The following is a 25,292-nucleotide window of genomic DNA, read 5'->3' on the forward strand; positions in this document are numbered from 1 at the left end:
TCACAGCCAGGAACGTTCCCATGCAGACACAAACGGCGGCCCAGGACTGGCGCCACTCCCACGTTTTCCACGAAGGCAATCCCCTGGCCAAGCGCAACACCGCCTGGGCCGTGGCCCTGACCGCCGCCATGATGGTGGTGGAGATCGCGGGCGGCTGGGTCTTCAATTCCATGGCGCTGCTGGCCGACGGCTGGCACATGAGTTCCCACGCGCTGGCGCTGGGCCTGGCGGTGGCGGCCTATGCGGCGGCGCGGCGGCTGCAGGGCGACAGCCGCTTCGCCTTCGGCACCTGGAAGATCGAGGTGCTGGGCGGCTACACCAGCGCCATCCTGCTGCTGATGGTGGGCGCGCTGATGCTGTTCCAGTCGGTCGAGCGGCTGATCGCGCCGAGCCCGGTGCACTACGACCAGGCCATCGCCATCGCGGTGGTCGGCCTGGCGGTGAACTTGGTCTGCGCCTGGCTGCTGCGCGACGGGCACCAGCACCACCACCACCACCACCACCATGGGCATGATCACCACCACCACGACCATCACGCGCACGGCCACGATCATGGCCATGCCAATGGCCATGAAGACCTGAACCTGCGTGCCGCCTACCTGCATGTGGTGGCCGACGCCGCCACTTCGGTGCTGGCCATCGTCGCCCTGGTCGCCGGCAAGTTCTGGGGCTGGGTGTGGATGGACCCGCTGATGGGCATTCTGGGCGCCGGCCTGGTGGCGGTCTGGGCCTTCGGCCTGTTGCGCCAGACGGGCCGGGTGCTGCTGGACGCCGAGATGGACGCCCCGGTGGTCGAGGAGATCCGCGAGGTGATCGCCGCCAGCCCGATCCCCGCCACCATCTGCGACCTGCATGTCTGGCGGGTGGGCTCGGGCAAGTTCGCCTGCATCGTCTCGCTGGCCACGGAGCAGGCGGTGGAGCCGGATTACTTCAAGCGGCAGCTGCGCGTCCACGAGGAACTGGTGCATATTTCGGTGGAGATCAACCGCCTGGCGTGACGAACGGAAACGCCTGTACCGCCGCGCCACGCGCACCATAGGACGATGGACAAGATCGACATCACCGTACTCAAGGCATTGCGCGACTGGCGCAAGGCCGGCCGCCACGCCTTGCTGGCCACCGTGGTGCGCACCTGGGGCTCCTCGCCGCGCCCGGTGGGCTCCACCCTGGCCTTGCGGGAGGACGGGGCGGTGGTCGGCTCGGTCTCCGGCGGCTGCATCGAGGACGACCTGATCGCCCGCCACGCCCACGGCGATTTCAGCGGCTCGCCCGAGCTGCTGCGCTACGGCATCGATGCCGACGAGGCCCACCGCTTCGGCCTGCCCTGCGGCGGCACGCTGGAGCTGATGCTGGAATTCGACCCCGACCCCGCCGGCCTTTCGGAGCTGGTGGAGGCGCTGGATGCCGGCAAGCTGATGCGCCGCCGGGTGGCGCTGGGCGATGGCGGCGTGAGCCTGGCGGAGACGGCGCGGCCGGAGGCGCTGAGCCTGGACGGCCAGGCGCTGAGCGCCACCTTCGGACCGGGCTTTCGCATGCTGCTGATCGGCGCCGGCGCCCTGTCGGAATACCTGGCGACCATGGCGCAGTTCAGCGGCTTCGCCGTCACCGTCTGCGATCCGCGCACCGAATACAGCGGCCACTGGTCGGTACCCGGCGTGAAGATGGCCGAGGGCATGCCGGACGACGCGGTGCTCGCCTTCCATCCCGACCGCCGCAGCTGCGTGATCGCGCTGACCCACGACCCCAAGCTGGACGACCTGGCCCTGCTCGAAGCCCTGCAGAGCGAGGCCTTCTACGTGGGCGCCATCGGCTCGCGGCGCAACAACGCCGCGCGCCGCGAGCGCCTGGCGCAGCATTTCGACATACCGGCCGAGGCGCTGGCGCGCCTGCGCGGGCCGATCGGCCTGTACATCGGCAGCAAGACGCCGCCCGAGATCGCGGTGAGTGTGATGGCCGAGGTGCTGGCGGTGAAGAACGGCGTGGCCCTGCCGGCCGAGATGGCCGTGGCGGTGGGCAAGGAAAAGGCTCCGGCGCTGGCCGCCTGAGGCGGCCTTCGGCTTTCGCGCCGCACAGGCGTTTTGCCGCAGCGCCGGCAGCAGGGGCGAGCCCACCATCGGCTCCCTCTCTTGTTCTGCGCCGGCCCGCCGGCCCTTGAAAAATGCGAATCGACAAGCTGGTGCAGGGTGTCGTGCAGGGCATTGCCCTGCTGGCCGTGGTCAACCGGGCCCAGGACCTGCCGCCGGCCCGCATGATGGGCCGGCCCATCGGCGACCGCCAGGCCGCGAACCGGCACGAGGTGCTGGATGTGCTCGACGGGCTGGGCCATTTCCCGATCACCTCCGATGCGTACGGGGCATTCGGCCCGCCCACTCCCGCGTCCGCGCGTGGCGATGCGGCCGGCGCCGATGACAGCGTGGACTATTACTCGGACGAGGACAGCGAGTCCGAGGCCGGCGACATGCAGATCATCCGCATCAGGGAACCCGCGAGCACCCCCGTTCCCAGGACCTTTCGGCAGCGCACGGTCCAGCCCGACCTGCACCGGGCATCGTTCTATCAGCTGACGGACCTGCACATGGCCGTCCACAACTACTTCCAGCGCCTGGTGCGCACCGATTTCGCGCTGCCGATCGGCCATCCCTTCGCCGACCATGTGCTGGAGCGATACGTCAAATTCCGACGCACGCGCATCTCGGATATCGACCGGCAGATCGGCGTGCTGCGAAGCCAGATGGAGGGCACCGAGCGCGAGCGGGGGCGCCTGGAAATCTCGGGTCCGTCCAGCGCGTCGGAGCAGGCGATTTGGCTCGACCGCATCGAGCGCCTGCAGCTGCAGATCAGCGGCCTGACCATGGACCGCGAGCTGATCGAGGAGGGCATACGCAACGCGACGGCCGTCTTCGGCCGGGCCAAGGCCTTCTGCATCAGCCTGCAGCAGATCGTTCGCGCCCAGGTGGCCAAGCGGCCTGAAGCGTGGGCGCCCTACATCTACCAGGCGGCCAAAGGCGTGCTCGATCAGGCCTATGCCTCGCTGTTCTCGGATCGCCAGGACGGCGCCATGGTGGAGGATTTCCTGAACATCGGCGGCTATGTGCGTGACGAGGTGGAGCGGCTGCTGCCGGCGTCTTTGGCCGAGTCGACGACCGACAGCAGCACGACGAGCACCACGACCACCGAGGCGCCGACCACCACGATGTCGACCACATCGACCGCATCGACCACATCGACCACGACGCCAACCGTCACGTCCACGACCACGACCAGGAGGCCGGGAACGACCACCCGCCGCCGCCCCGGCACGCTCAGGACCACGCCCAGGACCACGCCCAGGCGGCGGGCCACCGCACGTGCCACGACGGCGAAAGCCAAGAAGGCCAAGGGCGGCTTCTTCAGCTCCTTCGAGCTGCCGCGCTTCAACATGATGCCGCCCGGCTGAGCCGGGCCGGGCCTGGCCGCTCAGCCCGCGTAGGGCAGCGCCGCGCCGTGCGAGTCCGGCAGGCGGAAGGTCCCCACCAGCGTCGAGAGCTGCTGCGCCTGGGCGCGCAGGCCTTCGGCGGCGGCGGAAGACTGCTCCACCAGCGCCGCGTTCTGCTGCGTCATCTGGTCGAGATGGGTGACGGCCTCGCTCACCTGGCCCAGGCCGGTGCTCTGCTCGCTGGTGGCCACCGAGATCTCGTTGATGATGGCCGTCACCCGCGCCACCGAGCCCACGATCTCGCCCATGGTCACGCCCGCGGCCTGCGCCAGTCCGGCGCCTTCCTGCACCTGGCGCACGCTGTCGGCGATCAGCCCGCCGATCTCCTTGGCGGCGGTGGCGCTGCGCTGCGCCAGATGGCGCACTTCCGAGGCCACGACGGCGAAGCCCCGGCCCTGTTCGCCGGCCCGCGCGGCTTCCACCGCGGCGTTGAGCGCCAGGATGTTGGTCTGGAAGGCGATGCTGTCGATCACGCCGGTGATGTCCGAGATGCGGCGCGAGGACTGGGCGATGCCCTCCATGGTGGCGACCACCTTGGCCACCGCGTCGCGGCCGCTGCCGGCGATGCCGCCGGCGGTGTCGGCCAGGCCGCTGGCCTGGCGGGCCGCGTCGGCGGTCTGGCGCACGGTGGCCAGCAGCTCTTCCATGCTGGCGGCGACTTCCTCCAGGTTGGAGGCGGTCTGCTCGGTGCGCGCGGCCAGGTCGTTGTTGCCGGCGGCGATCTCCGAGCTGGCCGAGGCCACGCTGGTGGCGGCGTTGCGCAGGTCACCCACCAGGCCGACCAGGCGCGCCTGCATGCCGCCCAGGCCGGTGAGCATGGCCTGCATCTCATCGCGGCTGTCGGCGCGCGGGGCCGGCAGGCGGGTGCTGAGGTCGCCGTCGGCGATGCTGCCGGCCACCCGCGAGGCGGAGGACAGCGGCTGCAGGATGGAGCGCGCCAGCAGCCAGGCACCGAGCACGCTGGCCAGCATGCCGAGCACCGTGCCGGCGATCAGCAAGCCGATGCCGGTGCTGGCGCTGTGTTGCGCTTCTTCGCGGGCGTCGGCCACCAGCTGGCGCTGGTGTTCGGCCAGGTCTTCCACCGATTTGGCATAGGCGTCCGCCGCGGGGCGCAGGGTGCTGCCCACGGCGTCCGGCGGCAGGGTCTCGCCGTCCTTGCGGCGCTTGACCAGGCCGTCGCGCACCTTGCGGAACTGGTTGCCGGCGGTATCGACGGCGTCGAACAGGCGTTTGGATTTCTCGTCGGTGGCCAGCTCGTCCAGGCGCTTGCGGACTTTTTCCGAGCGCGCCGAGGTGGCCTTGCGGTCGGCATCGATGCGGGCCACATAGGCCGGGCTGGCGTCGGTCTCCAGCAGGGTTTCGGCGCGGGCGGCGCTGATCACCACGATGGCCTGCAGCTCACGCGCCAGCAGGGCGCGCTCGGCCGAGGGGCCGCCCAGGTCGTCGGCCAGGCTTTCCAGCTCCGTCAGCCGCCACACGCCAATGGCCGAGGCCAGCGCCATCACCAGGCAGACCAGTCCGAATGCCACCGCCAGCCGCGGCGCGAGCCTTGCACGAGAGAGAAACATCGATCGACTTCCGTTGGATACAGGCGCGCCCGTCTGCCGGGATGCAGGTTCAGCGCTTCCTGTCAGGGTTATCGGCAGGCCGGCGCAAGAATTGAGCCGGCCGCACCGATTCAGGGCAAAAGCATGATCTTGCCCACGTTCAGGCCGGATTCCATGCGCCGGTGCGCCTCGGCGGCCTGGGCCAGCGGGTAGCGGCTGTCGATCACCGGCTTGAGCCGGCCATCGGCGAAATGGCCCAGCCAGGCCTCGGCGAAACGCCGGGTCATGGCCTGCTTGACCTCGGCGGTGCGGGATTTCATCACCGTGCCCATGATCTGCAGGTGGCGGAACAGCACCCGGTCCAGCGGCAGCGCAGCGCCCGCCGCGCCGCCCATCAGCCCCACCTGCACCAGCCGGCCGCCGGTGGCCAGCGCGCGTACGTTGCGCTCCAGGTAGGGGGCGCCGATGAAGTCGATCACCACGTCCACGCCGGCATCGCCGGTCTCGGCCTGCAGCACCTCGGCGAAATCCTGGCTGCGGTGGTCGATGAGCACGTCGGCGCCCAACTGGCGCACCTCCTCGTGCTTGGCGGCGCCGGCCGTGGCGAAGACCTTGGCGCCGACGGCGTGCGCCAGCTGCACCGCCGCCGAGCCCACGCCGCCGGCCGCGGCATGGATCAGCACCTTCTCGCCCGGCTGCAGCCGGCCCAGGTGCACCAGGGCTTCATGGGCGGTGACGAAGACTTCCGGGATGGCGCCGGCCTCGACGATGTCCATGCCCTCGGGCACCCGCATCGCCATGCGCCAGTCGAAGCGGGCCAGCTCGGCATAGGAGCCGCCGCCGACGATGCCCATCACCCGGTCGCCGATGGCGAAACCGCGCACTTCCGAGCCCATGGCGACGACCTCGCCGGCGATCTCCAGGCCCATCAGGCTGGAATCGCCGAAATCGGCGCGGCCGTAGGCGCCGCGGCGCTGGTTGAGGTCGGCGCGGTTGACGCCTGCCGCGCGGTTGCGCACCAGCAGGTCGTGGGGGCGTACTTCCGGGTCGGGCACTTGGGTGAGTTGCAGGACATCGGCTTCGCCGAAGGAGTCGAGGGTGATGGCTTTCATGGGGGCGGATCCTCGCATGGGCGGGCAGGGCGCCGCGCCGGGCACGCCGGATGCCCTGTGCTCTGAGGACGGGGCTGGCGTTTCGTCACGGGCATCTGAAGACGCGTAATAGAATGTCACGAGTTGGTGCTCGTGGTCCTGTCCTGGACCGCAGTTCAACGGGAAGCAGGAGGGCCGTCCGACACCGGAGCCCGACCTGCGCTGCCCCCGCAACGGTCGGCGGAAGAAGCCACGCGGCGCATCGCTGCCGCGGCTTCAGCATCCCTCTCACAGCCACTGGGCGCTTCGGCGCCTGGGAAGGCGGGGGATGCCGTTTCCGCCCAGCCCGGATACCGGCCAATGAAGAGGCCGCCGCTTCGACAAGAAGCGGCGGCCGTTGATGTCCAGACCCGGCGGGGATGCCGGGGCAGGGCGACCGAGAGACCTTCCTTCGCTGACCCATCCGCCCTTCAGGCCGGGTCGCGCTCGTCCGTCGCCGGTCCGCTTTGTCCCGTTTGCCAATTCCCGCCACCCAAGGAATTCGCATGCTGGAAGAAGGTTTTTCACACGTCGCCCAATCGCTGCTGACACCGGTGCTGCTGCTGGTCGGCCTGGGGTTTCTCTATGCCCTGTGGCTGGCCGGCGCGACGCTGGTCGAGGCCTTGCAGCGCTGGCGCCAGCCCGGCTACCGCGCCTTGCGCGCAGTGCCCGAAGCCTCGATGGACGAGCTGGAGATGGCCGTGCTGCGCCAGATCGAGCCGGTGCGCCTGCTGAGCCGCCTGGCGCCGATGCTGGGCCTGATCGCCACCATGGTGCCCCTGGGCCCCGCGCTGCAGAGCGTGGCGGCGGGGCAGGGGCAGCAGGCGCTGTCGGTGTTCAGCGGCGCCTTTGCCGGCGTGGTGCTGGCGCTGGCGGCGGCTTCGATCGGGCTGGTGGTGTATTCGGTGCGCCGGCGCTGGCTGCTGGCCGAGCTGTTCGCGATCCGCAAGGCGCGCGGGCTGTCCGACGGAGTCCAGGCATGAGCAAGGCCACGCTGCAGGTCCTGCACGAGGACGACGACGATCCGATGCTCTCGGCCGTCAACCTGGTCGATGTGTTCTTGGTGCTGGTGGTGGCGCTGATGACGGCTGTCGCCGCGCAGAAGCAGAGCGCCGTGCCCGAGGGCGCGACGGTGGTGCGCAATGCCGGCCAACCGGACATGGAGATCGTCGTGCGCGAGAAAGGCAAGGACGTGCGTTTCAAGGGCTCCGGCAGCGCCAGCGCGGGGCAGGGCGTGCGGGCCGGCGTGGCCTACACGCTGGAGGACGGGACCATGGTCTACATCCCCGAGGACAAGGCAGCGCCCGCCGCGGCCGCGCCGGCCAAATGAGGATCGCCGCCTGGTGCCGGCGCCTGATGCTGTCGGCGGCCTTGCTGGCCGCGCCCGCCTGGGCGGCCGACAGCCTGTTGTGGATCACCGCCGATGTGACGACCGCCGCGCGCACCGCCATGGTCGAGCGCCTGGGCGCGCGCAGCGGCTTCGCGGTGCGCCATCTCGAATACCCCATCGCCGGCAGCGCGAGACTGAGCGATGCGGAATCCGCCACCCTGCGCGGCGCCTGCGAGGGTGCGGCCCTGGTCTGGATCGATGCCCGCCATCCCTCCATCGAGGCCCGGCTGCGCGGCCTGCTGCAGCAGGTGCCCGGCTGCGAGCGGCCGGCGCCGCGCACCGTCTGGGTCACGGCCACCGGCCCGGCCGAGGCCATGGACATGGCCGCCTACCTGCGTGCCGGCGGCGAACGCAACCTCGGCCCCGCGCTGGCCCTGGCCCGTGCTGCCGTCGATGGCAGCGGGCCCCCAAGCTGCCGCCGCCCGCGCCTTGGCCCACGCAGGGCCTGTACCTGCCGGATGCGCCGGGCACTTTCGCCGATGCCGCCGCGCTGGCGCGCTGGCAACAGGCCCAGGCCGAACTGAAGGATCTGCCCGCGGTCGCGGTGCTGGTGCACCGTTATCACTTCATCGACGGCAGCACCGACTGGCTCGACAGCTGGCTGCGCGGCTTCCGCCGCCAGGGCCTGCTGGCCTATGCGGTGTTCTCGCCGGCCACCAGCGCGGCCGAGCTGCAGTCGCTGCTGGAACTGCCCGCCACCCACCGGCCGCATCCGCGTGCGCTGGTGCTGCACCAGCTGCTGCCGCGCGGCGCGGAGCTGCAGCCGCTGCTGGAGCGCTGGGGCACACCGCTGCTGGCCACCCAGCCCTATCGCAACGGCGATGTGGCCGCCTGGCAGGCCGATGCGGTGGGACTGGGCAGCAGCGACGTGCCTTTCTACCTGGCGCAGCCGGAGGGCGCGGGTGCCATCGACCCGGTGCTGGTCACGGCCCAGGCCGCGGGCGGTGCAGGTACGGCGCTGATCGACGTTCAGGCCGATGCGGTGGTTGCCAAGGCCCGCCGGCTGATCGCGCTGCAGACCCGGCCGGAGCATGACAAGCGGCTGGTCGCCATGGTCTACAACTACCCGGCGGGCGGCACCAATTTCGGCGCCTCCTTCCTCAATGTGCCGCGCAGCCTGGAGCGGGTCTCCGGTGGCTTGGCCGAAGCCGGTTACGACACCCATGCGGTTTCCGAAGCCGACTGGATCGCCGGCCTGCAGCCCCTGCTGCGCGCCTACTACCCCGGCGCCGACCTGCGTGCGCTGCTGGAGGCCGACCGCGCCGCCGCCGTCCCCCTGGTCGACTACGAACGATGGTTCGCCACCCTGCCGCAGGCCGTGCGCGAGCGGGTCACCGGCCAATGGGGCCCGCCCGGCCGCAGCCCCTATGTGCTTCAGTGGAAGGGCGCGCCGGTCTTCGTGATCCCGCGCCTGCAGGTCGGCAAGCTCTCGGTGCTGCCGCAGCCGCCGCGCGAGGAAACCCTGCGATCGGGCCAGAGCCCCTTCATGCACCGCAGCAAGACCCCGCTGTCGCACCACTACCTCGCCACCTATTTCTGGGCCGGTCAGGCCGATGCGCTGATCCACTTCGGCACCCACGGCACGCAGGAATGGGCGCCGGGCAAGTCGCGCGGCCTGTCCATGGACGACGACGCCATGCTGCCCCTGGCCGCGGCATCGGACCATGTGCCGGTCGTCTACCCCTACATCGTCGACAACCTCGGCGAGGCGCTTACCGCCAAGCGCCGCGGCCGGGCGCTGCTGGTGAGCCACAAGACGCCGGTGTTCTCCCCGGCCGGCTTCAACGCCCGCATGGCGCGCATGCACGAGCTGATGCACGAATGGGAAACCGTGGACGCCGGCCCCACCCGCGCGGCGCTGGAACGTGAACTCACCAAGCAGTTCACCGAACACCAGCTGCACCGCGACCTGGGCTGGACACCCGAGCGCATCGCCGAGCACTTCGAGGGCTTCCTGGAGATCCTGCATCCCTACCTCGACTCGCTGGCGCAAAGCTCCCAGCCCAAGGGCCTGGCCACCTTCGGCGTGGCGCCGGACACCACGCTGCGGCGCCAGACCATCATGCAGTCGCTGAGGAAACCGCTGATCGAGGCGCTGGGCGAAGACATCGACGAAGCCTTCCTGATCGACTACGCCAGCATGCCCACCGCCCGGCCGGCGCGCTGGCTGGACCTGGCGCTGCGCGATGCCGAGGCAGCCAGCGTGCTCGACCTGCGCAAGGAGCCCAGGGTGGCGGGTGTGATCCCCAACCATGCCGCCCTGAAGCCCATCGACACAACAGCCCTGCTGGCCCTGGCCAAACGCGCGCAGGAGCTGGACAAGCTGCTGGCCACCGAAGGCGAGATGCCCGGCTTGCTGGCCGCCCTGGACGGCCGTTTCCTCACCGCGGCCTACGGCGGCGACCCGATCCGCAACCCCGACAGCCTGCCCACCGGCCGCAATCTCACCGGCCTGGACCCCGCTCGCCTGCCCACTCAGCAGGCCTATGCCGTCGCGCAAAGCGTGTTCGACGACTGGCTGAAGGCCTGGCGCCATGAGCACGACAAGCGCATGCCCGAACGACTGGCCCTGTCCCTCTGGGCCGGCGAAACCCTGCGCCAGCAGGGCGTGCTGGAGGCCGAAGCCCTCATCGCCCTGGGTGTGCGCCCGGTGTGGGATGCCTCCGGCCGTCCGCAGCAGGTGCAGCTGATCCCCTCGGCTGAACTCAAGCGCCCGCGGGTGGACGTGCTGCTCAGCGTCACCGGCTCCTACCGCGACCAGTTCCCGGTACTGATGGCGCTGCTCGACCAGGCCGTCGCGCTGGCCGCTGCGGCCACGGAGGAGGGCGGTCAACCCACCGCCATCGCCCGCAATACCCGCCAGGTCGAGGCCGAGCTGCTGCAGCGCGGCGTGCCGCGCGAGCAGGCCGCGCTGCTGGCCCGCGCCCGCAGCTTCGGCAACAGCGCGGGCGACTACGGCACCGGCATCGCCGAAGCCGTGCAGGACGACGGCCTGCAGCGCGAGGACAGCCGTCTGGGCGACATGTTCCTGCAGCGCATGAGCCAACCCTATGTGGACGGCCGCCCGGTCGAGGGTCTGGCCCAGGGCGCCGCCGCCGAGGCGCTGGGCGCCCACCTGCGCCATACCGATGCGGCGGTGATGTCGCGCAGCTCCAACCTCTACGGCATGGTGAGTTCGGACGATCCCTTCCAGTACCTGGGCGGCCTCTCCGCCGCCGCCCGCAGCGCCGGCCGGAAGGAAGGGCTGGACCTGTACGTGAGCCAGGTGCAGGACAGCGGCGAAGTCCACAGCGAGGCCGCCAGCCGCAGCATCGCCCTGGAAATGCAGAGCCGCTACCTGCACCCCGGCTGGATAGAGGCGCAGAAGCAGGAGGGCTATGCCGGCACGCTGCAGGTGCTCAAGGCCGTGCAGTTCGCCTGGGGCTGGCAGGCGGTGGCGCGCGACACCATCCGCTCCGACCACTGGCAGAGCTTCTACGAGGTGCTGGTGAAGGACAAGCACCACATGGGCATCCCCGAGTGGATGCGCAGCCATCCCCAGGCTTTCGCCCAGACCCTGGAGCGCCTGGTGCAGGCCCAGCGCCAGGGCTACTGGGCGGCCGACGAGGACGCGCAGAAGCAGCTCGCCCAGCTCTACCGCGAACTCACCCGCGACGCGCCGCTGGCCAACGAACTGGCCTCGGTGCGGCAATGGGCCGAATCGCCCGAGCGCCGCGAGGCCACATCCGCCGACCAGGGCACGGCCGCGCTCGGCATGGCGGCCGTAGCGCCGACCGCACCCAGCCTGCCGGTGCCGCCGGCCGCACCGCCCGCAGCCGAGCCGGCCGCCGCCGCCGCGCCGCCGGTGACCGGCATGCGCCTGGTGCGCCAGCCCGATCCGGCCCCGGCCAGCAACACGGCCGTCCAGCGCCTGCTGCAGCTCTTCGCCTGGGGCGTGATGGCCCTGGCGGCCCTGGCCGGCGCCGTCCGCCAATGGCACTCGGGCCGCCCGCAACCGACCTGACCGAATGAAAACGAGGAGAGACCCGATGAAGACCGCCCAATCCCTGCACCGCCTGGCCCTGGCCGGCGCCGCCCTGGCCCTGCCGCCGGCGGCGGCCATGGCCCAGGCCACGCTGCCCACGGTGGAGATATCCGACATCCAGGGCAAGCCCGGCGCCACGCTGGACCTGGACCTGCCCAACAGCACCGCCTCGCGCCTGGGCCTGTCCGCCCGCGAGACGCCGGCCAGCGTCAGCACGCTCAGCGCCGCCGACATGGCCGAGCGCAACCTCACCCGCGCGCAGGACGTGGCCATCCAGATGCCCGGCGTCACCCAGAACCCCTCGCCGGGCAACGGCGGCACCGGCCTGGTGGCGCGCGGCTTCAACGGCCACAACTCGGTGGCGCAGATGGTGGACGGCACCCGGCTGATCGTGGCCTCGGGCACCATCACCTATCCCTTCTCCACCTGGCCGCTGGAGTCGGTGGAAGTGCTGCGCGGCCCGGCCTCGGTGCTGTATGGCGACGGCGCCATCGGGGCGGCAGTGAACTATGTGACGAAGAAGCCGCGCTTCGACGTCGCCGAGCGCGAGGCTTTTGTCTCCGGCGGCTCCTACGGCACGGTGCAGGGCGGCGTCGGCCTGCGCGGGCCGATCAACGATGTGCTGGCCTATTCGCTGTATGTGGACGCGGCCCACTCGGACGGCTACCGGCGCGACGACGGCTACGAGCGCCAGAACATCTCGGCCGCGCTCGCCATCCGCCCCACGAGCGCGCTGCGCATCGACCTGAGCCTGGATGCCGGCCACAACGACGACTCCACCTACTACGGCACGCCGCTGCGCAACGGCGCGCTGGTCGACAGCCTGCGCCGCACCAGCTTCAACGTCGGCGACGCCACGGTGAACTACAACGATCGCATGTGGCGCGCCAAGATCGACTGGCAGATCAGCGACTCCCTGCGGCTGCGCAACGAGAGCTACTACCTCACCTCCAAGCGCCACTGGCGCAACAGCGAGAGCTACGCCTTCAACACCGCCGGCACCCTGGTCAACCGCAGCGACTACCTGGAAATCCTGCACGACCAGGAGCAGACCGGCAACCGCATCGACCTGGGCTATGTGCGCGCGCTGGCCGGCCTGAAGAACCGCTTCGTCATCGGCCTGGACTACTACCGCACCAAACTGCTGCACACCAACAACTCGCCCTATGGCGGCACGAGCACGGTGGACCCGTTCAGCAACTTCGCGGCCGGCTCCTTCACCAGCCCGGTGCCGACCACGCCAGGCCGCCGCTCCACGCTGGAGACGGCCGCGCTCTTCGCGGAAGACTCCATCGAGCTGTCGCCGCAATGGAAGCTGGTCGCCGGCCTGCGCCGCGATGCGATGGATTTCGACAACCAGGATCTGCACACCGGCGTCGATCTGGGCAAGAAGTACCACCCGGTCACCGGCCGCGTCGGCGCGGTGTGGACGCCGCTGCAGGACCTCTCCGTCTATGGGCAATACGGCACCGGCACCGATCCGCTGAGCGGCGCGCTCTCGCTGCCCAACGGCAGCAGCAGCTACGACCTGACCCGGGGCCGGCAGCTGGAGTTCGGGCTGAAGGGCGCCATGCCGGCGATCCAGGGCGAGTGGACGGCCGCCGTCTACCGCATCGAGAAGCGCAACATCCTCTCGCGTGACGCGATCAATCCGCTGGTCACGCAGCAGATCGGCAAGCAGTCCTCCACCGGCATCGAACTGGCCCTGGCGGCCGAGCCGCTGCGCAACTGGACGGTGGATGCCAATGCCGCTTTCCTGCGGGCGCGCTACGAGGACTTCCAGGAGCTGGTGGGCACGGCCTTGGTCAGCCGCGACGGCATGGTGCCGACCAATGTGCCGGAGCGCAGCGCCAATCTCTGGACCGGGTACCGCTTCACGCCGCAATGGTGGGCCGGCTTCGGCGCGCAGTACGTGGGCCAGCGTTATTCCAACAACGCCAACACCACCTCGCTGCCGGCCTACACGGTGCTGAACGCATCGCTGGCCTGGCGATATTCGCCGCAGCTGACGCTGTCGCTGGCGGTGAACAACCTGGCGGACCGCGACTACGCGCTGTCCGGCACCGGCAATGTGCGCTGGCTGCTGGGCGCTCCGCGCACGGTGCAGCTGACGGCCCGCGCGCGCTTCTGATGGCGCGCGGGGCGGGGCCGGTCAAGGCGGCGCTGGTCTGGTTGCACAAGTGGCTGGGGGTGACGCTGGCGTTGCTCTTCCTGATGTGGTTCCTGAGCGGGCTGGTGCTGTATTTCGTGCCTTTTCCCAATCTGGGTCAGGCCGAGCGGCTGGCCGCCTTGCCGGAGCTGCCGGCGTCCGGTCCTGCCTTGATGACAGCGCAGGAGGCGGCCTCGCGCAACGGGCTGCGTTTCAGCGAAGCGCGCCTGGGCATGCTGGACGGCCGGCCGGTGTGGCGCCTGCTGGCCGGCTCGCCCGCCGTGTGGACCGTGGTGGATGCCGTCGATGCCAGCCGCGTCGCGCCGCTGGACGCCGCCCACGCACGGACGGTCGCCGAGGCTTTCAGCGGCCGGCATGCGGTGGGCGCCGAGCCCATCGACCGCGACCAGTGGACCGTGCCGCAGGGCTTGAACCCCTATCGCCCCCTGTTCAAGATCGCCCTCGACGGCGACGACGGGCTGGAGCTGTACGTCTCGGCCGGCGCCGCCGAGGTGGTGCGCGACACCCGCCGCGCCGAGCGCTTCTGGAACTGGGTGGGCGCCGTGCCGCACTGGATCTATCCGACGGTGCTGCGGCAGTTCCCGCTGGCCTGGAACCGCACGGTGGTGTGGCTGTCCATCCCCGGCGTGGTCCTGGCGGCGAGCGGGCTGGCGCTGGGCGTCTGGCAGCTCTTCCTGAACCGTTCGCGCTGGATTCCCTACCGCAAGTTCTGGATGCGCTGGCACCACATCGCCGGCCTGGCGGCGGGCGTGGTGACGCTGAGCTGGATCTTCTCGGGGCTGATGTCGATGAACCCCTTCGATGTGTTTTCGCCGCGCGGCGCCACGGCGGCGGAGCGGGGCGCCTGGGCCGGCGCGCCGGCCGTCGCCACGCTGCGGCCGGACGAAGCCCTGGCCGTAGCGCGTGGGCATGGCCTGGCGGCGCGTGAACTGGAGCTGCTGCAGGTCGGCGGCCATGCCTGGTACCGCCTGCGTGATGCGGAGGATTCCTGGCTGCTGCCCGCCGATGCCAATGCCCCGGCCGAGGCCGTGCGCGCCTTGCCCGATGCGCTGCTGCAGCCTTTGATGTCATCGCTGCGGCCCCGGGCGCGTACTCCGCAGATCGAGCGCTTGAGCGCCTACGACGACCTGTACTACAGCCGCGACCCGCAAAGTGCCGAAGCCCGCTTCAACCGGCCGCTGCCGGTATGGCGCCTGGCCTGGCCGGACGGCGTCACGATCTATGCCGACCCCGCCTCGGCCCGCCTGCTGCTGCGCGTGGACGACTCGGGCCGCTGGCAACGGCTGTTCTACAACGGGCTGCACAGCTTCGATTTCGCGCCGCTCATGGCAAGGCCGTGGCTGCGCCATCTGCTGGTGGTGGGCTTTTCGCTGCTCGGCACGGCGCTCTGCCTGACCTCCTGTGTCATCGCCTGGCGCGTGCTGGTGTCGGCCAAGCCCGCGAAGCGGCGCTGAGTGGCCTGGATTACACGGTCCGTAACAATTTTTCGATTCGTGTGACGGAAGATGTTTCAATGGCTTGGGCACTCAGCCCGCGCCTACAAAAATTCCATCAACTCACTCGAGGACCGTCGTCATGAAGAAGTTCACGTTTGCCATCGCCGCCGCTGCCCTGCTGGCTTCCCAGGCCTTTGCCCAGTCGGCTCCCGGCCCGGCCGATGGCAGCAGCAAGACGCCCCAGCTGCCGGCGGGCAGCGCCGCCAAGCCCGGCGGCGTGGGTGACGGCAACGCCATGGGCGCCGCCAAGCCGGCATCGCCCAGCAAGGCCGAACGCAAGGCCGCGGGCCAGGAACGCCGCGCCAAGATGAAGGCGGCCAACAAGGGCGGCGAAATCCCGGCGCCTTCGGTCCAGCCCAAGAGCTACTGAAGCGACGCCGCCGCGGCGCTGCTTACACTGCCGGCATGCCCGCAGTGTTCCGCCCGGCCCAGCGCCTTCGTCCCCTTCAGAACCGCGCAGCGCGTCTCGACGCCCTGCGCGGTTTTGCCGTGGTGTGGATGAGTTTTTTCCACTTCTGTTTCGACCTCAACTACTTCGGCTTCCTGCATCAGCACATGCTGTCCGATCCCGCGTGGACGGGGCAGCGCGCGGCCATCGTCAGCCTGTTCCTGTTCTGTGCCGGGGTGGGCCAGGCACTGGCGTCCGAGGCCGGGCAGGGCTGGCCGCGTTTCTGGCGGCGCTGGGCGCAGGTGGCGGGCTGCGCGCTGCTGGTGACGCTGGCCACCTACGCCATCTTTCCGCAGAGCTTCATCGGTTTCGGCGTGCTGCATGGCCTGGCGGTGATGCTGATCGTGGCGCGTGTCTCGGGCCGGCTCGGCCGCTGGCTCTGGCCGCTGGGCGCGGTCGCGCTGCTGCTGCCCTGGCTGGCCGAAGCCTGGCTGCCGGGCACCGCGCTGGAAGCCGCCTTAAACGGCGTGCCGCTGCGGGTGCTGGGGCTGATCACCGTCAAGCCGATCACCGAGGACTATGTGCCGCTGCTGCCCTGGCTGGGCATGGTGTGGTGGGGGCTGGCGGCGGGCCAGTGGCTGTCACGCCGCCGGCCGCGCCTGCTGCAAGGGCCGCCGCCGGGCGGAGCGGCGGGCAGGGCGCTGGCCTGGCTGGGGCGGCACAGTCTGCCCTGGTACATGCTGCATCAGCCGGTGCTGATGGGGCTGGTGGCCGCGACCGCCTGGGCGCTGCATCGCTGAGGCATGAAAAAAGCGACCCGAAGGTCGCTTTCCGATGGGAGCCGGGCAGGAGTCTTATTCGACCTTGGCCTTGCTGCGCAGGTCCTGCTGGTAGGCCGCCAGCTTCTGCTGCTGCAGCTGCTGCACGATCTGCGGCTTGACCTGGTCGAAGGGCGGCAGCTTGGCTTCGCGCACATCGTCCAGGCGGATGATGTGGTAGCCGAACTGGCTCTTCACCGGGGTCTCGGTGATCTGGCCCTTCTTCAGGCTGGCCAGGCCATCGCTGAATTCCTTCACGTAGTTGTTCGGGCTGGCCCAGTCAAGCTCGCCGCCGTTGGCGCCGGAGCCGGTGTCCTTGGACTGCTTCTTAGCGATGTCCTCGAACTTCGCACCCTTCTTCAGGCGGGCGATGATGTCCTTGGCGTCGGATTCCTTGTCCACCAGGATGTGGTGAGCCTTGTATTCCTTGCTGCCGTTGGCGGCGGCGAACTTGTCGTATTCGGCCTTGGCTTCGGTGTCGCTGATCGGGTTCTTGTCCTGCCACTTGGCGAAGAGGTCGCGGATCAGGATGGTCTGGCGGGCCAGCTCCATCTGGTTCTTGTAGTCCTCGGTGCCTTCCAGGCCTTGCTTCTGGGCTTCCTGCAGGAAGATCTCGCGGGCGATGACTTCGTCCTTGATCTGGCCTTCGACTTCGGGCGTGATGGGACGGCCGGACTTGGCGATCTGCTGGCTCAGCACGTCGGCGCGCGACTTGGGCACGGCCTTGCCGTTGACCACGGCGATGTTCTGCGCCAGCACCGGCAGCGCGAAGGCGGCCAGCAAGGTGGCGGCGAGCGCGGTACGAGTCTTGCGGTTGTTCAGCATAGAAATCCTCGGATGTCCGATATTGGAGTAGATGAGAGGGGAAAGGCTTGAAGTGCCCGGTAGTCCGATCGTCGCATCCGGCGAGCCGGATGGCGTGTTCGGGAGTATCGGCGAGACCAGGTCAGACAGCGGCGGGCGTGGAAGGTTCCGGAAGGACTTCGATCGCCAGTGCGTGAAGGCCGGCGTCCAGAAAAGGACGCAGGGCATCATACACAAGCCGGTGCTGCGCCACACGGGTCCGCCCGGCCAGCGCAAGCGACGCGATACGCACCCGGAAATGGGTGCCGAAACCGCTGCCGTTGGCGCCGACATGGCCGGCATGCGCGGCGCTTTCGTCGATGACTTCGAGCCGTGTGGGCTGCAGCGAGCGCTGCAGCTGCGCGACGAGCGCATCGGCGGTGATGTCCTGGGGCTGGATCATGGCCGTCATGCGCGCGGATCGTTGGCGGCCGGGTCCTCGGGCAGCACATGCTTGCCGAGGTACAAGCCCTGGGCGACCACGAAGACCAGCATCAGCCCCATGCCGCCGAAGAGCTTGAAATTGACCCAGGTATCGGTGTCGAAGTGGAAGGCCACCCAGAGGTTGAGCACGCCCATCACCGCGAAGAAGCCCACCCAGCTCCAGTTGGCCACGCGCCATGCCGCGTCGGGCAGCTGCATCTGCGCGCCCATCAGCGACTTGAGGAAGTTCTTGTTGAAGAACAGCTGCCCGCCGGCCAGCACCAGGCCCATCACCCAGTAGAGCACCGTGGGCTTCCACTTGATGAACTCCTCGTTGTGCGCGATGAGCGTGGCGCCGCCGAACAGCACGATCACCACCAGGCTCACCCACTGCATGGGTTCGACCTTGCCGCGCTTGAACCGGAACCAGCCGATCTGCAGCACGGTGGCGGCGATGGCGATGCCGGTGGCGACGTAGATGCCGCCCAGCTTGAAGGCGACGAAGAACAGGATGATGGGAAAGAAATCGAGCAGCAGCTTCATGCGCAGGTTCCGCGGGGGCAGGGCTCCGACAGGCCGGGCCGGCCGGCGGGGGAAACCGCTATTGTGCAGCGTTGCGCAAGGCCGCTTCGCGAGGCGGCTTGGTTCACTTGCCCTCGGGCGTGAAGTCGAGCGAGGCCGAGTTCATGCAGTAGCGCAGGCCTTCGGGGCCGGGGCCGTCGGGGAACACATGGCCCAGGTGGGCATTGCAGTTGGCGCACACCGTCTCGGTGCGCACCATGCCGTGGCTGCGGTCCACGATTTCCTTGACCGCGCCGGGGATGGCCTGCGAGAAGCTGGGCCAGCCGCAGCCGGCGTCGAACTTGGTGCCCGAATCGAAGAGCTTGGCGCCGCAGACGATGCAGTGGTAGCTGCCGTCGGCCCAGACGGCGTTGTACTTGCCGGTGAAGGGCCGCTCGGTGGCGGCATGGCGGGTGATCTGGAAGGCGCCCGGCTCGGCCTGCTTGTCGGCGAGGCGCTCCTTCCATTCGGCGTCGTCACGGGGCGGAGTGGCTTGGGTGGTGTCGGTCATGATGAGCAGCTGATCTCGATGGTGGAGGCCCAGTCGGGCGGGAAGTCGGCGAAGGTCTCGAAGCCGGGATGTTCTTCACATGGGGCGGCGAGCAGGGTCGTCAAGGTGGCGACGCCGCTGAAGTCCTGCTGCCGGGCCTGGCGGATGGCCAGCTCGCCCAGGTGGTTGCGCAGCACGAACTTCGGATTGATTGTGAGCATCCTGGCGCCGGCCTGGTTGCGATCGGTATCGGCCAGGCGTGCCTGGTAGCGGGCCATCCAGGCGTCGAAGCCTTCGCGGTCCAGGAAGAGGTCGCGCACCGGCTCCATGGGGCCGCCGGCCATGTGGGTGGACAGGCGGCGCCAGAAGATGGTCCAGTCGACCCGGGTCGCGGCCAGCAGGCGCAGCAGGGCGTCGAGCAGTTCGGCATCCTGGTCCTGCGCGTCGGCCAGGCCCAGCTTGGCGCGCATGCGCTGCAGGAACTGCTGGGGGAACAGCGTCTTGTAGGGCTCCAGGGCCCGCATGGCGAGGTCCGTCTCCTCGATCAGCGGCATCAGCGCCTGGCCCAGGCAGAACAGGTTCCAGTAGGCGACCTGCGGCTGCTGGTCGAAGGCGTAGCGGCCCTGGGTGTCGCTGTGGTTGCAGATGTGCTTGGGGTCGAAGCCGTCGAGGAACTGGAAGGGGCCGTAGTCGATGGTCAGGCCCAGGATGCTCATGTTGTCGGTGTTCATCACGCCGTGGCAGAAGCCCACCGACTGCCAATGCGCGATCAGCGTGGCGGTGCGGCGGGTGACCTCGGCCAGCAGCGCCGCATAGGCATTGCCGTCGAAGCCCTCGCCGGCGCGGGCCTGCGGAAAGTGGCGGTCGATCACGTGGTCGGCCAGGGCGCGCAGGGAGGCGATGTCGTCGCGGCTGGAGAAATGTTCGAAGTGGCCGAAGCGGATGAAGCTGGGTGCGAGCCGGGTGACCACGGCCGCTGTCTCGATCTCCTCGCGGCGCACCGGCGCGGGCGAACCGACCACACACAGGGCGCGTGTGGTGGGAATGCCGAGCGCGGCCATGGCCTCGCTGCAAAGGAATTCGCGGATGCTGGAGCGCAGCACCGCCCGGCCATCGCCGCCGCGCGAATACGGCGTGCGGCCGGCGCCCTTGAACTGCACTTCGAGCGGGCCGCCCGGCGCGGCGACTTCGCCCAGCAGCAGCGCGCGGCCGTCGCCCAACTGACCGGCCCAAACACCGAACTGGTGTCCGCTGTAGACCGTGGCAGCCGGCTGGCTCCCGAGGATGGGGCGGCTGCCGGCCAGGGCTTCGATCACCCCGGGTTGCTGCAGCCGCTCCAACGGCAGGCCCAGCACGGCGGCGGCGGACTCGCTGGCGCCGACCAGATAGGGCTCCGGCAGGAACTGGGCGGGCAGGGCGGTGCCGAAGGCGGGCAACAGGGCCGCGAAGCCGGGCTGCCAGCGAAGACCCAGGTCGACGGCGGCGGGCGCGGGATCGGCAGGCACGGATGGCGAAAGAATGGCACTCATGCCCGGATTTTCAGGCACCGGCTTCAGCCGTGCGGATCGGCGGGAATTGCGGTCCGCTCAATCCGGCCCGAACAACCGCCGTCGGTCGATGTCGGTATAGACGATGCGCTGCACCACGCCGGCCCGGTCGATGTGGATGCTGATGATGCGCGGGTTGTTGATGTCGTTGAAGCGGTAGTCCCAGATCGGGCCGTCGAAGCTCGCCACCCGCACGATGCGCATGGGCCGGCCGTAGGTGAAGAGGATCTCCTCCTGACGCGTCTGGCCGAGAGCGATGCGGTTGAAGTTCTCGTAGCGCAGGGCCTGGTCCTGCCGCAGCAGGCGGCCGCTGGGGTCGAAATCGAAGTCGAACACCTGGTAGCCCGCCGGCATCTGCGAATACTGCAGGCGCTGGCCGCCGTCGGGCAGCGGGTAGACGCCCGTCGGCGTGCCCATGCGCGCCTGCAGCGCGGCGGGGCTGGTGTTGCCATCGACCTGCGAACCGATGGGGCCGACGGCGCATGCGGCCAGCAGCGCGGCCAGCGCCAGGGAACCGGCGAGCTTGAACATGGGGAGACGGGACATGGCCACTTCCTTCAAAACGACGATGGTGAAAAACCCGTGGCCGCAGCCCTGTCAGCGCACGGCCCGCATTCACGTGCGGCGCTTGCCTCAGGCCGTGGGAACCGGCGGCGCCGCCACCTTGAACACCTGGGCCAGATAAGCCAGGAAGGTGTGGTCGTCGCACAGGGTCTTGCCCGGCGAGTCCGACAGCTTGGCCACCGTCTGGCCGTTGCAGGAAGTCAGCTTCATCACGATGTTGAGCGTGCGCAGGCCCATGTCGTTGGTGAGGTTGGTGCCGATGCCGAAACCCAGCGTCACCCGGTCGCCGAAATGCCGGTACAGCGACAGGGCCGAGGGCAGGTTCAGCCCGTCGGAAAACACCAGGCGTTTGGTGTGGGCATCCAGCCGCAGCTTGGCGTAGTGGGCCAGCGCCTTCTCGCCCCAGACCACCGGATCGCCCGAGTCGTGGCGCAGGCCGTCGAAGAGCTTGGCGAAGTAGAGGTCGAAGTCCGCCAGGAAGGCATCCATGCCGATCACGTCGGTCAGCGCGATGCCCAGGTCGCCGCGGTATTCCTGCACCCAGTCTTCGAGCGCGGCGCGCTGGAAGTCGCGCAGGCGCACGCCCAGCGCCTGGTAGGTCTGCAGGTATTCGTGGGCCATGGTGCCTATGGGCACGATGTCGAGTTCCATCGCCAGCTGCACGTTGGAGGTGCCGCGGAAATAGGGCTGGGCCTGGTCGCGCAGCACTTCCACCACCTCGCGCTGCCAGGCGCGCGAGAAGCGTCGGCGCACGCCGAAATCGAAGAACTCGAAGGGATGGCGGCGCGGCATCTCGCGGCTGAACTCGTGCAGCAGCTCGATCTTGCCGGCCAGGCGTTTCCTGCCCTCGGCCAGCGCGGCCTCCTGGTCGCTGCGGCGGAAGTACAGCTCGTTGACGATGGACAGCACGAAGATCTCGAAGCCCATCACATGGACCTGCGGACCCTTCACGTCGATGCGCAGATGCTCGCCGTCGGCGTATGCGTGGATGAACTCGCGCTGGAAGGAGAAGATGCGCAGGTAGTCGATGAAGTCCGCGCGCATGAAACGCAGGCCGCGCAGATAGGCCTGCTCGGGCGCGGTGAAACGCAGGCTGCAGAGGTGGTCCAGCTGCTCGTTCACATCGCTCACCAGCTCGGCCAGCGGATAGGCCGTGGTGTTGCGGCAGTTGAAGGTGTATTCAGCCTCGTTCTGCGGATGCCGGTGCAGGATGGCCTGCCACATGGTGAACTTGTAGAGGTCGGTATCCAGCAGGCTGGTGATGATGGGTGTCATGTCTCTCTGCGCCGATATAGCCGGTCGAGTCTATGCGTTGTGCGGCTACAGTGCTGGCCTGATGAAAACCGTGCCCGTCCTGGTCGATGAAAGAGAAGTGGTCTGCACCGCGATCCGCGCGCAGGGGGCCGGGGGGCAGAACGTCAACAAGGTGTCGAGCGCGGTGCACCTGCGCTTCGACATTCCCGCCAGTTCGCTGCCCGACGATGTGAAGCAGCGCCTGCTGGCCAGCTCCGACAGCCGCATCACCCGCGAAGGCGTGCTGGTGCTCAAGGCCCAGCAGCACCGCACGCAGGAGATGAACCGGGCCGATGCGCTGGCGCGGCTGCAGGCCATCGTGGACAGCGTGGCGGTGGCGCCCACGGTGCGTCGCGCCACCAAGCCGACTTATGGCTCCAGGATGCGGCGGCTGGAGGGCAAGAGCATCCGTTCCGACACCAAGAGCCTGCGCGGCCGGGTGCGCGACTGAGGCTCTGCGTGGCCTGGCGCTATTCGTTCAGCAGGACGAACTGGAGCGCCAGTTTCGGCAATTGGCTGGGGTAGGGCGTGATGGTGACGGCCGCGTTTCTTCTCAGTTCGAATCCCGGAACTTCGCCGTGCAGCGTGTCGCCGAAGCCGCCGATGGAGATTTCCTGCGCCTGCTGAAATTGCAGCCGATCGGTATTGGCCTCCCACAGCTTGATCTTTCCTTCGATCAGCTTGCCGGATTCGGTGCGCGGCTTGGTCCATGGCTTTTGAAGCGGCGCGACGAAGTCATAGCTGAAGTCGGACCACAGGACCGGGTCCATGCACCGCAGGGACCAGCCGTCGTCGCGGATGTTGATCATGAGCGGACAGGCACCTAAATTGAAAAACCCGCCTGCGCCGTTTTCGACGAGGCCGGTTCCGCCCATGATCTTGATATAGCTTGCCATTTTCTACCTGAGCATGCTGGTTGCGAGTACGCACTCCAGTTTGTCGAGGTGTTGGCATTCATCAAATAGGGAGGGTGTACTAGCTAATGGTTTGGGTGCGTTAGTGGCTTGGATGTTTGAAAAATCGTCGGCGCGGCCAATGACTGTTATGCATGTGGCAACAAGTAAAACATTTTTTCAAACTTTAATTAACTTAAAACCAACTCCAGCTTGTGTCTAGGAAATCTGTTTTAGAGAAGGCTCAATGAAAATTTGATGGATCTGAGGATGTTCACATTTGGGTGTAAGTGTTTATTATGCGGCGCTTCGAGTACATCGCGAGCAAGCCAATGCGTCAACGCTTGCGAATTTTCCAAGTGACATCCAAATGCGCGACTCTGCTGCAAATCATATTCAATTGTCCGAATCTTCGCGGCCACCACCAATAAACAGATTGGCCACTATTTGCGACGACCCCCTTGGACTCACGTGCAGTATGGACGTGGCAAGCAGATGGGGCGCGGCACGGGAATTGCTGCCACACTCCTCTTTCGAATTGGCCGCACTGTCAGTCAAGGAGGGAAATGCGGATGCATTCCTTGTCGCAGGAGCCTATCCGCATTTGAATGCATTCATCATGGATGCGGATTTGCTCGTGCGCGACACGTTCGTCATGAAGATTCCGGCCCTGATTCTCGCGTGCAGAGCCAATGAAAGGAGCAATGAATTCGGCACGCTGTTTCATCACCCCGCAGTGACGCCGTTGCTTTCAGAGCTTGCAGTCGGTTGGAAAGAGGCCGTGCATGCTCCGTCAAATTCGCAAGCTTGTCGTGAGCTTATTTCCGCGCCCGGTCCGGCGCTTTGTATTACCAACTCCTTTGCGTAAAACATTTCGGGCTGAAGGTTTTGAGCATCCTGCGCGAAGGAATCCTGATGCCGTGGATTTGCTTTGAAAAAAGGCGGGCGCTTTCGGAAGCTCCGACGCGATGAAAGGTCGCCATGCATGATGGAAAAACCAAGTCTGGCGGCGGTGTGGCCGCGCTGGTGCTGGGCGTGGTTGCGATCGGCATTGAAGGCTTGATCGTCGCGCCCGTATTGGCCGACATATCGGGAGCCTTCGGTGTGGCCCCGGCGCAGGCTGCCTCGGTGGTGTCGGCTTACGGGCTGTCGCTGGCGATCGTCGCGCCGCTGGTCGCTTTGCTGGGATGGCGCGTGTCGCGCAAGACCGCCATGCGCGCGGGATTGATCATGTTTACCGCAGCAGGCCTGCTGTGCGCCTGCGCTTCGAGTTTCCAGACCCTTTTGCTGGCCCGTGCGGCTTGTGGCGCCGCGGTGGGAATTTATCTGCCCGCGTGTTATGCCTACGTAGGTGATACGACAGCTTATGAACAGCGGGGCCGGGTGATGGGGCGCGTGATGGCCGGCTGGTCTTTGGCTTTGATCCTGGGAGTCCCGCTGGGCAGCTTGCTGGCTCAGTTCTGGGGCTGGCGATCTGCGTTCATCGTGACGTCCGCCCTGAGCGCTGTGGCGGCCGTGATGGTGGCCAGGCTGCCGGCCGGGCCGCCGCAGGCGGCCGCATCGAGCCTTTTGCCGCTCTCCGGCAGGCTGTATTTGGGCAAGGGTGTGCCGGCACTGCTGCTCCTCAATTTCTTCGACATGTTGAGCTTCTACGGCGTCTACACCTTCCTCGGTGTGGCGGTGAGGCAGCGACTGGGCGGGGGCAGCGGGTTCTTCGGGTGGTTCGTGTGCTGTTATCGCCTTGGGCTGCTGCTCAGCACTTCCAATGCCCGTGTCCTGGATCGTTTCGGCAAGGAGCGTGTGCTGGGGCTGGTGCTGGTCTTGCTGGCAGGCCTGCTCGGGCTGCTGCCGGCGGCGCTGCAGCATGTGACGGCGCTCGCGGGGGTGATGCTGGTCTGGGGTGTGCTGCAGGGCCTGGCACAGACCGGCAGCGCCACCCTGGTCACGGCCGCGTCCGGCACCGCGCGCGGGCTGGCGATGGCATGCATGAGCTGCAGCACCTACATGGCGGTCGGAATTGGTTCTTTTGCTGGCGGCCGGCTGATGCACGCAATGGGTTTCGAAGCGCTGGCGCTGGCTGGCACGCTGTCTGCGGTGCTGGCGTTGGGCCTGCTTCGTCGATATTCAGCCGCGAAGCCGACCATTTGAAAGAGCCGGCCGTATGTCACCAATGGTCTGCTGCGCTTCTGCAAGTGCGCGGCAGCGGGTGGGCCGTGCTGCACACCAGTACGCGCAAGCCT

Annotated in this window: 24 protein-coding genes and 1 riboswitch; of the genes, 14 read left to right on the top strand and 10 right to left on the bottom strand. The window is 68.4% G+C overall.

Translation table 11 applies throughout. From position 1 onward, the window contains the following. Positions 1-20: 20 nt before the first annotated feature. The 3 genes from dmeF (at position 21) to GT347_RS27320 (ending at position 3,436) form a co-directional block, all read left to right on the top strand. Entirely contained in the window at positions 21-998 is a 978-nt protein-coding gene (gene dmeF, locus GT347_RS26365; protein ID WP_195812374.1) for a CDF family Co(II)/Ni(II) efflux transporter DmeF, read from the top strand. Between the two features lie 45 nt (positions 999-1,043). Continuing rightward, complete coding sequence (locus GT347_RS26370; protein WP_160555012.1) at positions 1,044-2,045, top strand: XdhC family protein; 1,002 nt, start codon at positions 1,044-1,046, stop codon at positions 2,043-2,045. A 113-nt stretch (positions 2,046-2,158) separates the two neighbouring features. Beyond that, complete coding sequence (locus GT347_RS27320; protein ID WP_195812375.1) at positions 2,159-3,436, top strand: hypothetical protein; 1,278 nt, start codon at positions 2,159-2,161, stop codon at positions 3,434-3,436. Positions 3,437-3,456: 20 nt separating this feature from the next. Here the strand turns inward: GT347_RS27320 and GT347_RS26380 are convergent, their stop codons facing one another. Then, positions 3,457-5,043, bottom strand: coding sequence for a methyl-accepting chemotaxis protein (locus tag GT347_RS26380; protein WP_160555013.1), 1,587 nt, complete (start codon positions 5,041-5,043; stop codon positions 3,457-3,459). Positions 5,044-5,153: 110 nt separating this feature from the next. Continuing rightward, positions 5,154-6,134: an NAD(P)H-quinone oxidoreductase gene (locus GT347_RS26385; RefSeq protein WP_160555014.1), complete on the bottom strand. Its 981-nt coding sequence runs from the start codon at positions 6,132-6,134 to the stop codon at positions 5,154-5,156. Positions 6,135-6,242: 108 nt separating this feature from the next. Further along, positions 6,243-6,489: riboswitch (cobalamin riboswitch) on the top strand. A gap of 169 nt (positions 6,490-6,658) precedes the next feature. On the opposite strand from GT347_RS26385, the gene GT347_RS26390 reads away from it, so the two are divergent. The 8 genes from GT347_RS26390 (at position 6,659) to GT347_RS26420 (ending at position 16,420) form a co-directional block, all read left to right on the top strand. After that, entirely contained in the window at positions 6,659-7,135 is a 477-nt protein-coding gene (locus GT347_RS26390) for a hypothetical protein (protein ID WP_160555015.1), read from the top strand. Continuing rightward, positions 7,132-7,482 carry a DUF2149 domain-containing protein gene (locus GT347_RS26395; protein ID WP_160555016.1) on the top strand — a complete coding sequence of 117 codons (351 nt, stop codon included), beginning with the start codon at positions 7,132-7,134 and terminating at the stop codon, positions 7,480-7,482. The genes GT347_RS26390 and GT347_RS26395 overlap by 4 nt, the downstream gene beginning before the upstream one ends. Further along, entirely contained in the window at positions 7,479-8,066 is a 588-nt protein-coding gene (locus tag GT347_RS27795) for a hypothetical protein (protein ID WP_229722963.1), read from the top strand. The genes GT347_RS26395 and GT347_RS27795 overlap by 4 nt, the downstream gene beginning before the upstream one ends. Then, entirely contained in the window at positions 7,994-11,545 is a 3,552-nt protein-coding gene (gene cobN / locus GT347_RS26400) for a cobaltochelatase subunit CobN (protein ID WP_229722954.1), read from the top strand. The genes GT347_RS27795 and cobN overlap by 73 nt, the downstream gene beginning before the upstream one ends. A 25-nt stretch (positions 11,546-11,570) precedes the next feature. After that, entirely contained in the window at positions 11,571-13,697 is a 2,127-nt protein-coding gene (locus tag GT347_RS26405; RefSeq protein WP_160555017.1) for a TonB-dependent receptor, read from the top strand. Then, a complete protein-coding gene (locus tag GT347_RS26410; RefSeq protein WP_160555018.1) occupies positions 13,697-15,190 on the top strand; it encodes a PepSY domain-containing protein in 1,494 nt (497 codons plus the stop codon). Before GT347_RS26405 ends, GT347_RS26410 begins: the two co-directional genes overlap by 1 nt. Before the next feature lie 121 nt (positions 15,191-15,311). Then, a complete protein-coding gene (locus GT347_RS26415; protein ID WP_160555019.1) occupies positions 15,312-15,602 on the top strand; it encodes a hypothetical protein in 291 nt (96 codons plus the stop codon). A gap of 35 nt (positions 15,603-15,637) precedes the next feature. Continuing rightward, positions 15,638-16,420: a heparan-alpha-glucosaminide N-acetyltransferase gene (locus tag GT347_RS26420; protein WP_160555020.1), complete on the top strand. Its 783-nt coding sequence runs from the start codon at positions 15,638-15,640 to the stop codon at positions 16,418-16,420. Positions 16,421-16,474: 54 nt separating this feature from the next. Here GT347_RS26420 and GT347_RS26425 read toward each other — a convergent pair whose 3' ends face one another. The 7 genes from GT347_RS26425 to pncB form a co-directional block, all read right to left on the bottom strand. Next, complete coding sequence (locus GT347_RS26425) at positions 16,475-17,263, bottom strand: peptidylprolyl isomerase (RefSeq protein ID WP_160555021.1); 789 nt, start codon at positions 17,261-17,263, stop codon at positions 16,475-16,477. A 121-nt stretch (positions 17,264-17,384) separates the two neighbouring features. Next, on the bottom strand, positions 17,385-17,693 hold the full coding sequence (locus GT347_RS26430) for a BolA family protein (RefSeq protein WP_160555022.1): 309 nt from the start codon (positions 17,691-17,693) through the stop codon (positions 17,385-17,387). Then, on the bottom strand, positions 17,690-18,247 hold the full coding sequence (locus GT347_RS26435; RefSeq protein ID WP_160555023.1) for a septation protein A: 558 nt from the start codon (positions 18,245-18,247) through the stop codon (positions 17,690-17,692). Before GT347_RS26435 ends, GT347_RS26430 begins: the two co-directional genes overlap by 4 nt. A 103-nt stretch (positions 18,248-18,350) precedes the next feature. Continuing rightward, on the bottom strand, positions 18,351-18,776 hold the full coding sequence (gene msrB, locus GT347_RS26440) for a peptide-methionine (R)-S-oxide reductase MsrB (protein WP_160555024.1): 426 nt from the start codon (positions 18,774-18,776) through the stop codon (positions 18,351-18,353). After that, positions 18,773-20,284 carry a protein adenylyltransferase SelO gene (locus GT347_RS26445; RefSeq protein WP_160555025.1) on the bottom strand — a complete coding sequence of 504 codons (1,512 nt, stop codon included), beginning with the start codon at positions 20,282-20,284 and terminating at the stop codon, positions 18,773-18,775. Before GT347_RS26445 ends, msrB begins: the two co-directional genes overlap by 4 nt. 57 nt (positions 20,285-20,341) lie before the next feature. Next, positions 20,342-20,848, bottom strand: a complete 507-nt coding sequence (locus GT347_RS26450) for a hypothetical protein (protein WP_160555026.1) — start codon at positions 20,846-20,848, stop codon at positions 20,342-20,344. An 87-nt stretch (positions 20,849-20,935) separates the two neighbouring features. Next, positions 20,936-22,141 carry a nicotinate phosphoribosyltransferase gene (gene pncB / locus GT347_RS26455; RefSeq protein ID WP_160555027.1) on the bottom strand — a complete coding sequence of 402 codons (1,206 nt, stop codon included), beginning with the start codon at positions 22,139-22,141 and terminating at the stop codon, positions 20,936-20,938. Between the two features lie 61 nt (positions 22,142-22,202). Here pncB and arfB point away from each other — a divergent pair, with 61 nt between their 5' ends. After that, a complete protein-coding gene (gene arfB / locus GT347_RS26460; RefSeq protein ID WP_160555028.1) occupies positions 22,203-22,610 on the top strand; it encodes an alternative ribosome rescue aminoacyl-tRNA hydrolase ArfB in 408 nt (135 codons plus the stop codon). A 19-nt stretch (positions 22,611-22,629) separates the two neighbouring features. Here the strand turns inward: arfB and GT347_RS26465 are convergent, their stop codons facing one another. Continuing rightward, positions 22,630-23,055, bottom strand: coding sequence for a hypothetical protein (locus GT347_RS26465; protein ID WP_160555029.1), 426 nt, complete (start codon positions 23,053-23,055; stop codon positions 22,630-22,632). A gap of 367 nt (positions 23,056-23,422) precedes the next feature. Here GT347_RS26465 and GT347_RS26470 point away from each other — a divergent pair, with 367 nt between their 5' ends. After that, positions 23,423-23,920, top strand: coding sequence for a hypothetical protein (locus tag GT347_RS26470; RefSeq protein WP_160555030.1), 498 nt, complete (start codon positions 23,423-23,425; stop codon positions 23,918-23,920). 113 nt (positions 23,921-24,033) lie between these two features. After that, positions 24,034-25,200: an MFS transporter gene (locus tag GT347_RS26475; RefSeq protein WP_160555031.1), complete on the top strand. Its 1,167-nt coding sequence runs from the start codon at positions 24,034-24,036 to the stop codon at positions 25,198-25,200. Positions 25,201-25,292 lie beyond the last annotated feature (92 nt).

It is taken from the genome of Xylophilus rhododendri (genome assembly GCF_009906855.1).
Taxonomy (GTDB): Bacteria; Pseudomonadota; Gammaproteobacteria; order Burkholderiales; family Burkholderiaceae_C; genus Xylophilus; species Xylophilus rhododendri.

Coding starts and splice junctions, on each gene's coding strand:
- dmeF (WP_195812374.1), top strand. CDS start 21: ATGCAGACACAAACGGCGGCCCAGGACTGGCGCCACTCCCACGTTTTC.
- GT347_RS26405 (WP_160555017.1), top strand. CDS start 11,571: ATGAAGACCGCCCAATCCCTGCACCGCCTGGCCCTGGCCGGCGCCGCC.
- pncB (WP_160555027.1), bottom strand. CDS start 22,141: ATGACACCCATCATCACCAGCCTGCTGGATACCGACCTCTACAAGTTC.
- GT347_RS26445 (WP_160555025.1), bottom strand. CDS start 20,284: ATGAGTGCCATTCTTTCGCCATCCGTGCCTGCCGATCCCGCGCCCGCC.
- GT347_RS26410 (WP_160555018.1), top strand. CDS start 13,697: ATGGCGCGCGGGGCGGGGCCGGTCAAGGCGGCGCTGGTCTGGTTGCAC.
- GT347_RS26435 (WP_160555023.1), bottom strand. CDS start 18,247: ATGAAGCTGCTGCTCGATTTCTTTCCCATCATCCTGTTCTTCGTCGCC.
- msrB (WP_160555024.1), bottom strand. CDS start 18,776: ATGACCGACACCACCCAAGCCACTCCGCCCCGTGACGACGCCGAATGG.
- GT347_RS26390 (WP_160555015.1), top strand. CDS start 6,659: ATGCTGGAAGAAGGTTTTTCACACGTCGCCCAATCGCTGCTGACACCG.
- GT347_RS26470 (WP_160555030.1), top strand. CDS start 23,423: ATGCGCGACTCTGCTGCAAATCATATTCAATTGTCCGAATCTTCGCGG.
- GT347_RS26395 (WP_160555016.1), top strand. CDS start 7,132: ATGAGCAAGGCCACGCTGCAGGTCCTGCACGAGGACGACGACGATCCG.
- GT347_RS26385 (WP_160555014.1), bottom strand. CDS start 6,134: ATGAAAGCCATCACCCTCGACTCCTTCGGCGAAGCCGATGTCCTGCAA.
- arfB (WP_160555028.1), top strand. CDS start 22,203: ATGAAAACCGTGCCCGTCCTGGTCGATGAAAGAGAAGTGGTCTGCACC.
- GT347_RS26425 (WP_160555021.1), bottom strand. CDS start 17,263: ATGCTGAACAACCGCAAGACTCGTACCGCGCTCGCCGCCACCTTGCTG.
- GT347_RS26420 (WP_160555020.1), top strand. CDS start 15,638: ATGCCCGCAGTGTTCCGCCCGGCCCAGCGCCTTCGTCCCCTTCAGAAC.
- GT347_RS27795 (WP_229722963.1), top strand. CDS start 7,479: ATGAGGATCGCCGCCTGGTGCCGGCGCCTGATGCTGTCGGCGGCCTTG.
- GT347_RS26415 (WP_160555019.1), top strand. CDS start 15,312: ATGAAGAAGTTCACGTTTGCCATCGCCGCCGCTGCCCTGCTGGCTTCC.
- GT347_RS26370 (WP_160555012.1), top strand. CDS start 1,044: ATGGACAAGATCGACATCACCGTACTCAAGGCATTGCGCGACTGGCGC.
- GT347_RS26465 (WP_160555029.1), bottom strand. CDS start 23,055: ATGGCAAGCTATATCAAGATCATGGGCGGAACCGGCCTCGTCGAAAAC.
- GT347_RS26380 (WP_160555013.1), bottom strand. CDS start 5,043: ATGTTTCTCTCTCGTGCAAGGCTCGCGCCGCGGCTGGCGGTGGCATTC.
- GT347_RS26450 (WP_160555026.1), bottom strand. CDS start 20,848: ATGTCCCGTCTCCCCATGTTCAAGCTCGCCGGTTCCCTGGCGCTGGCC.
- GT347_RS26475 (WP_160555031.1), top strand. CDS start 24,034: ATGCATGATGGAAAAACCAAGTCTGGCGGCGGTGTGGCCGCGCTGGTG.
- GT347_RS26430 (WP_160555022.1), bottom strand. CDS start 17,693: ATGACGGCCATGATCCAGCCCCAGGACATCACCGCCGATGCGCTCGTC.
- GT347_RS27320 (WP_195812375.1), top strand. CDS start 2,159: ATGCGAATCGACAAGCTGGTGCAGGGTGTCGTGCAGGGCATTGCCCTG.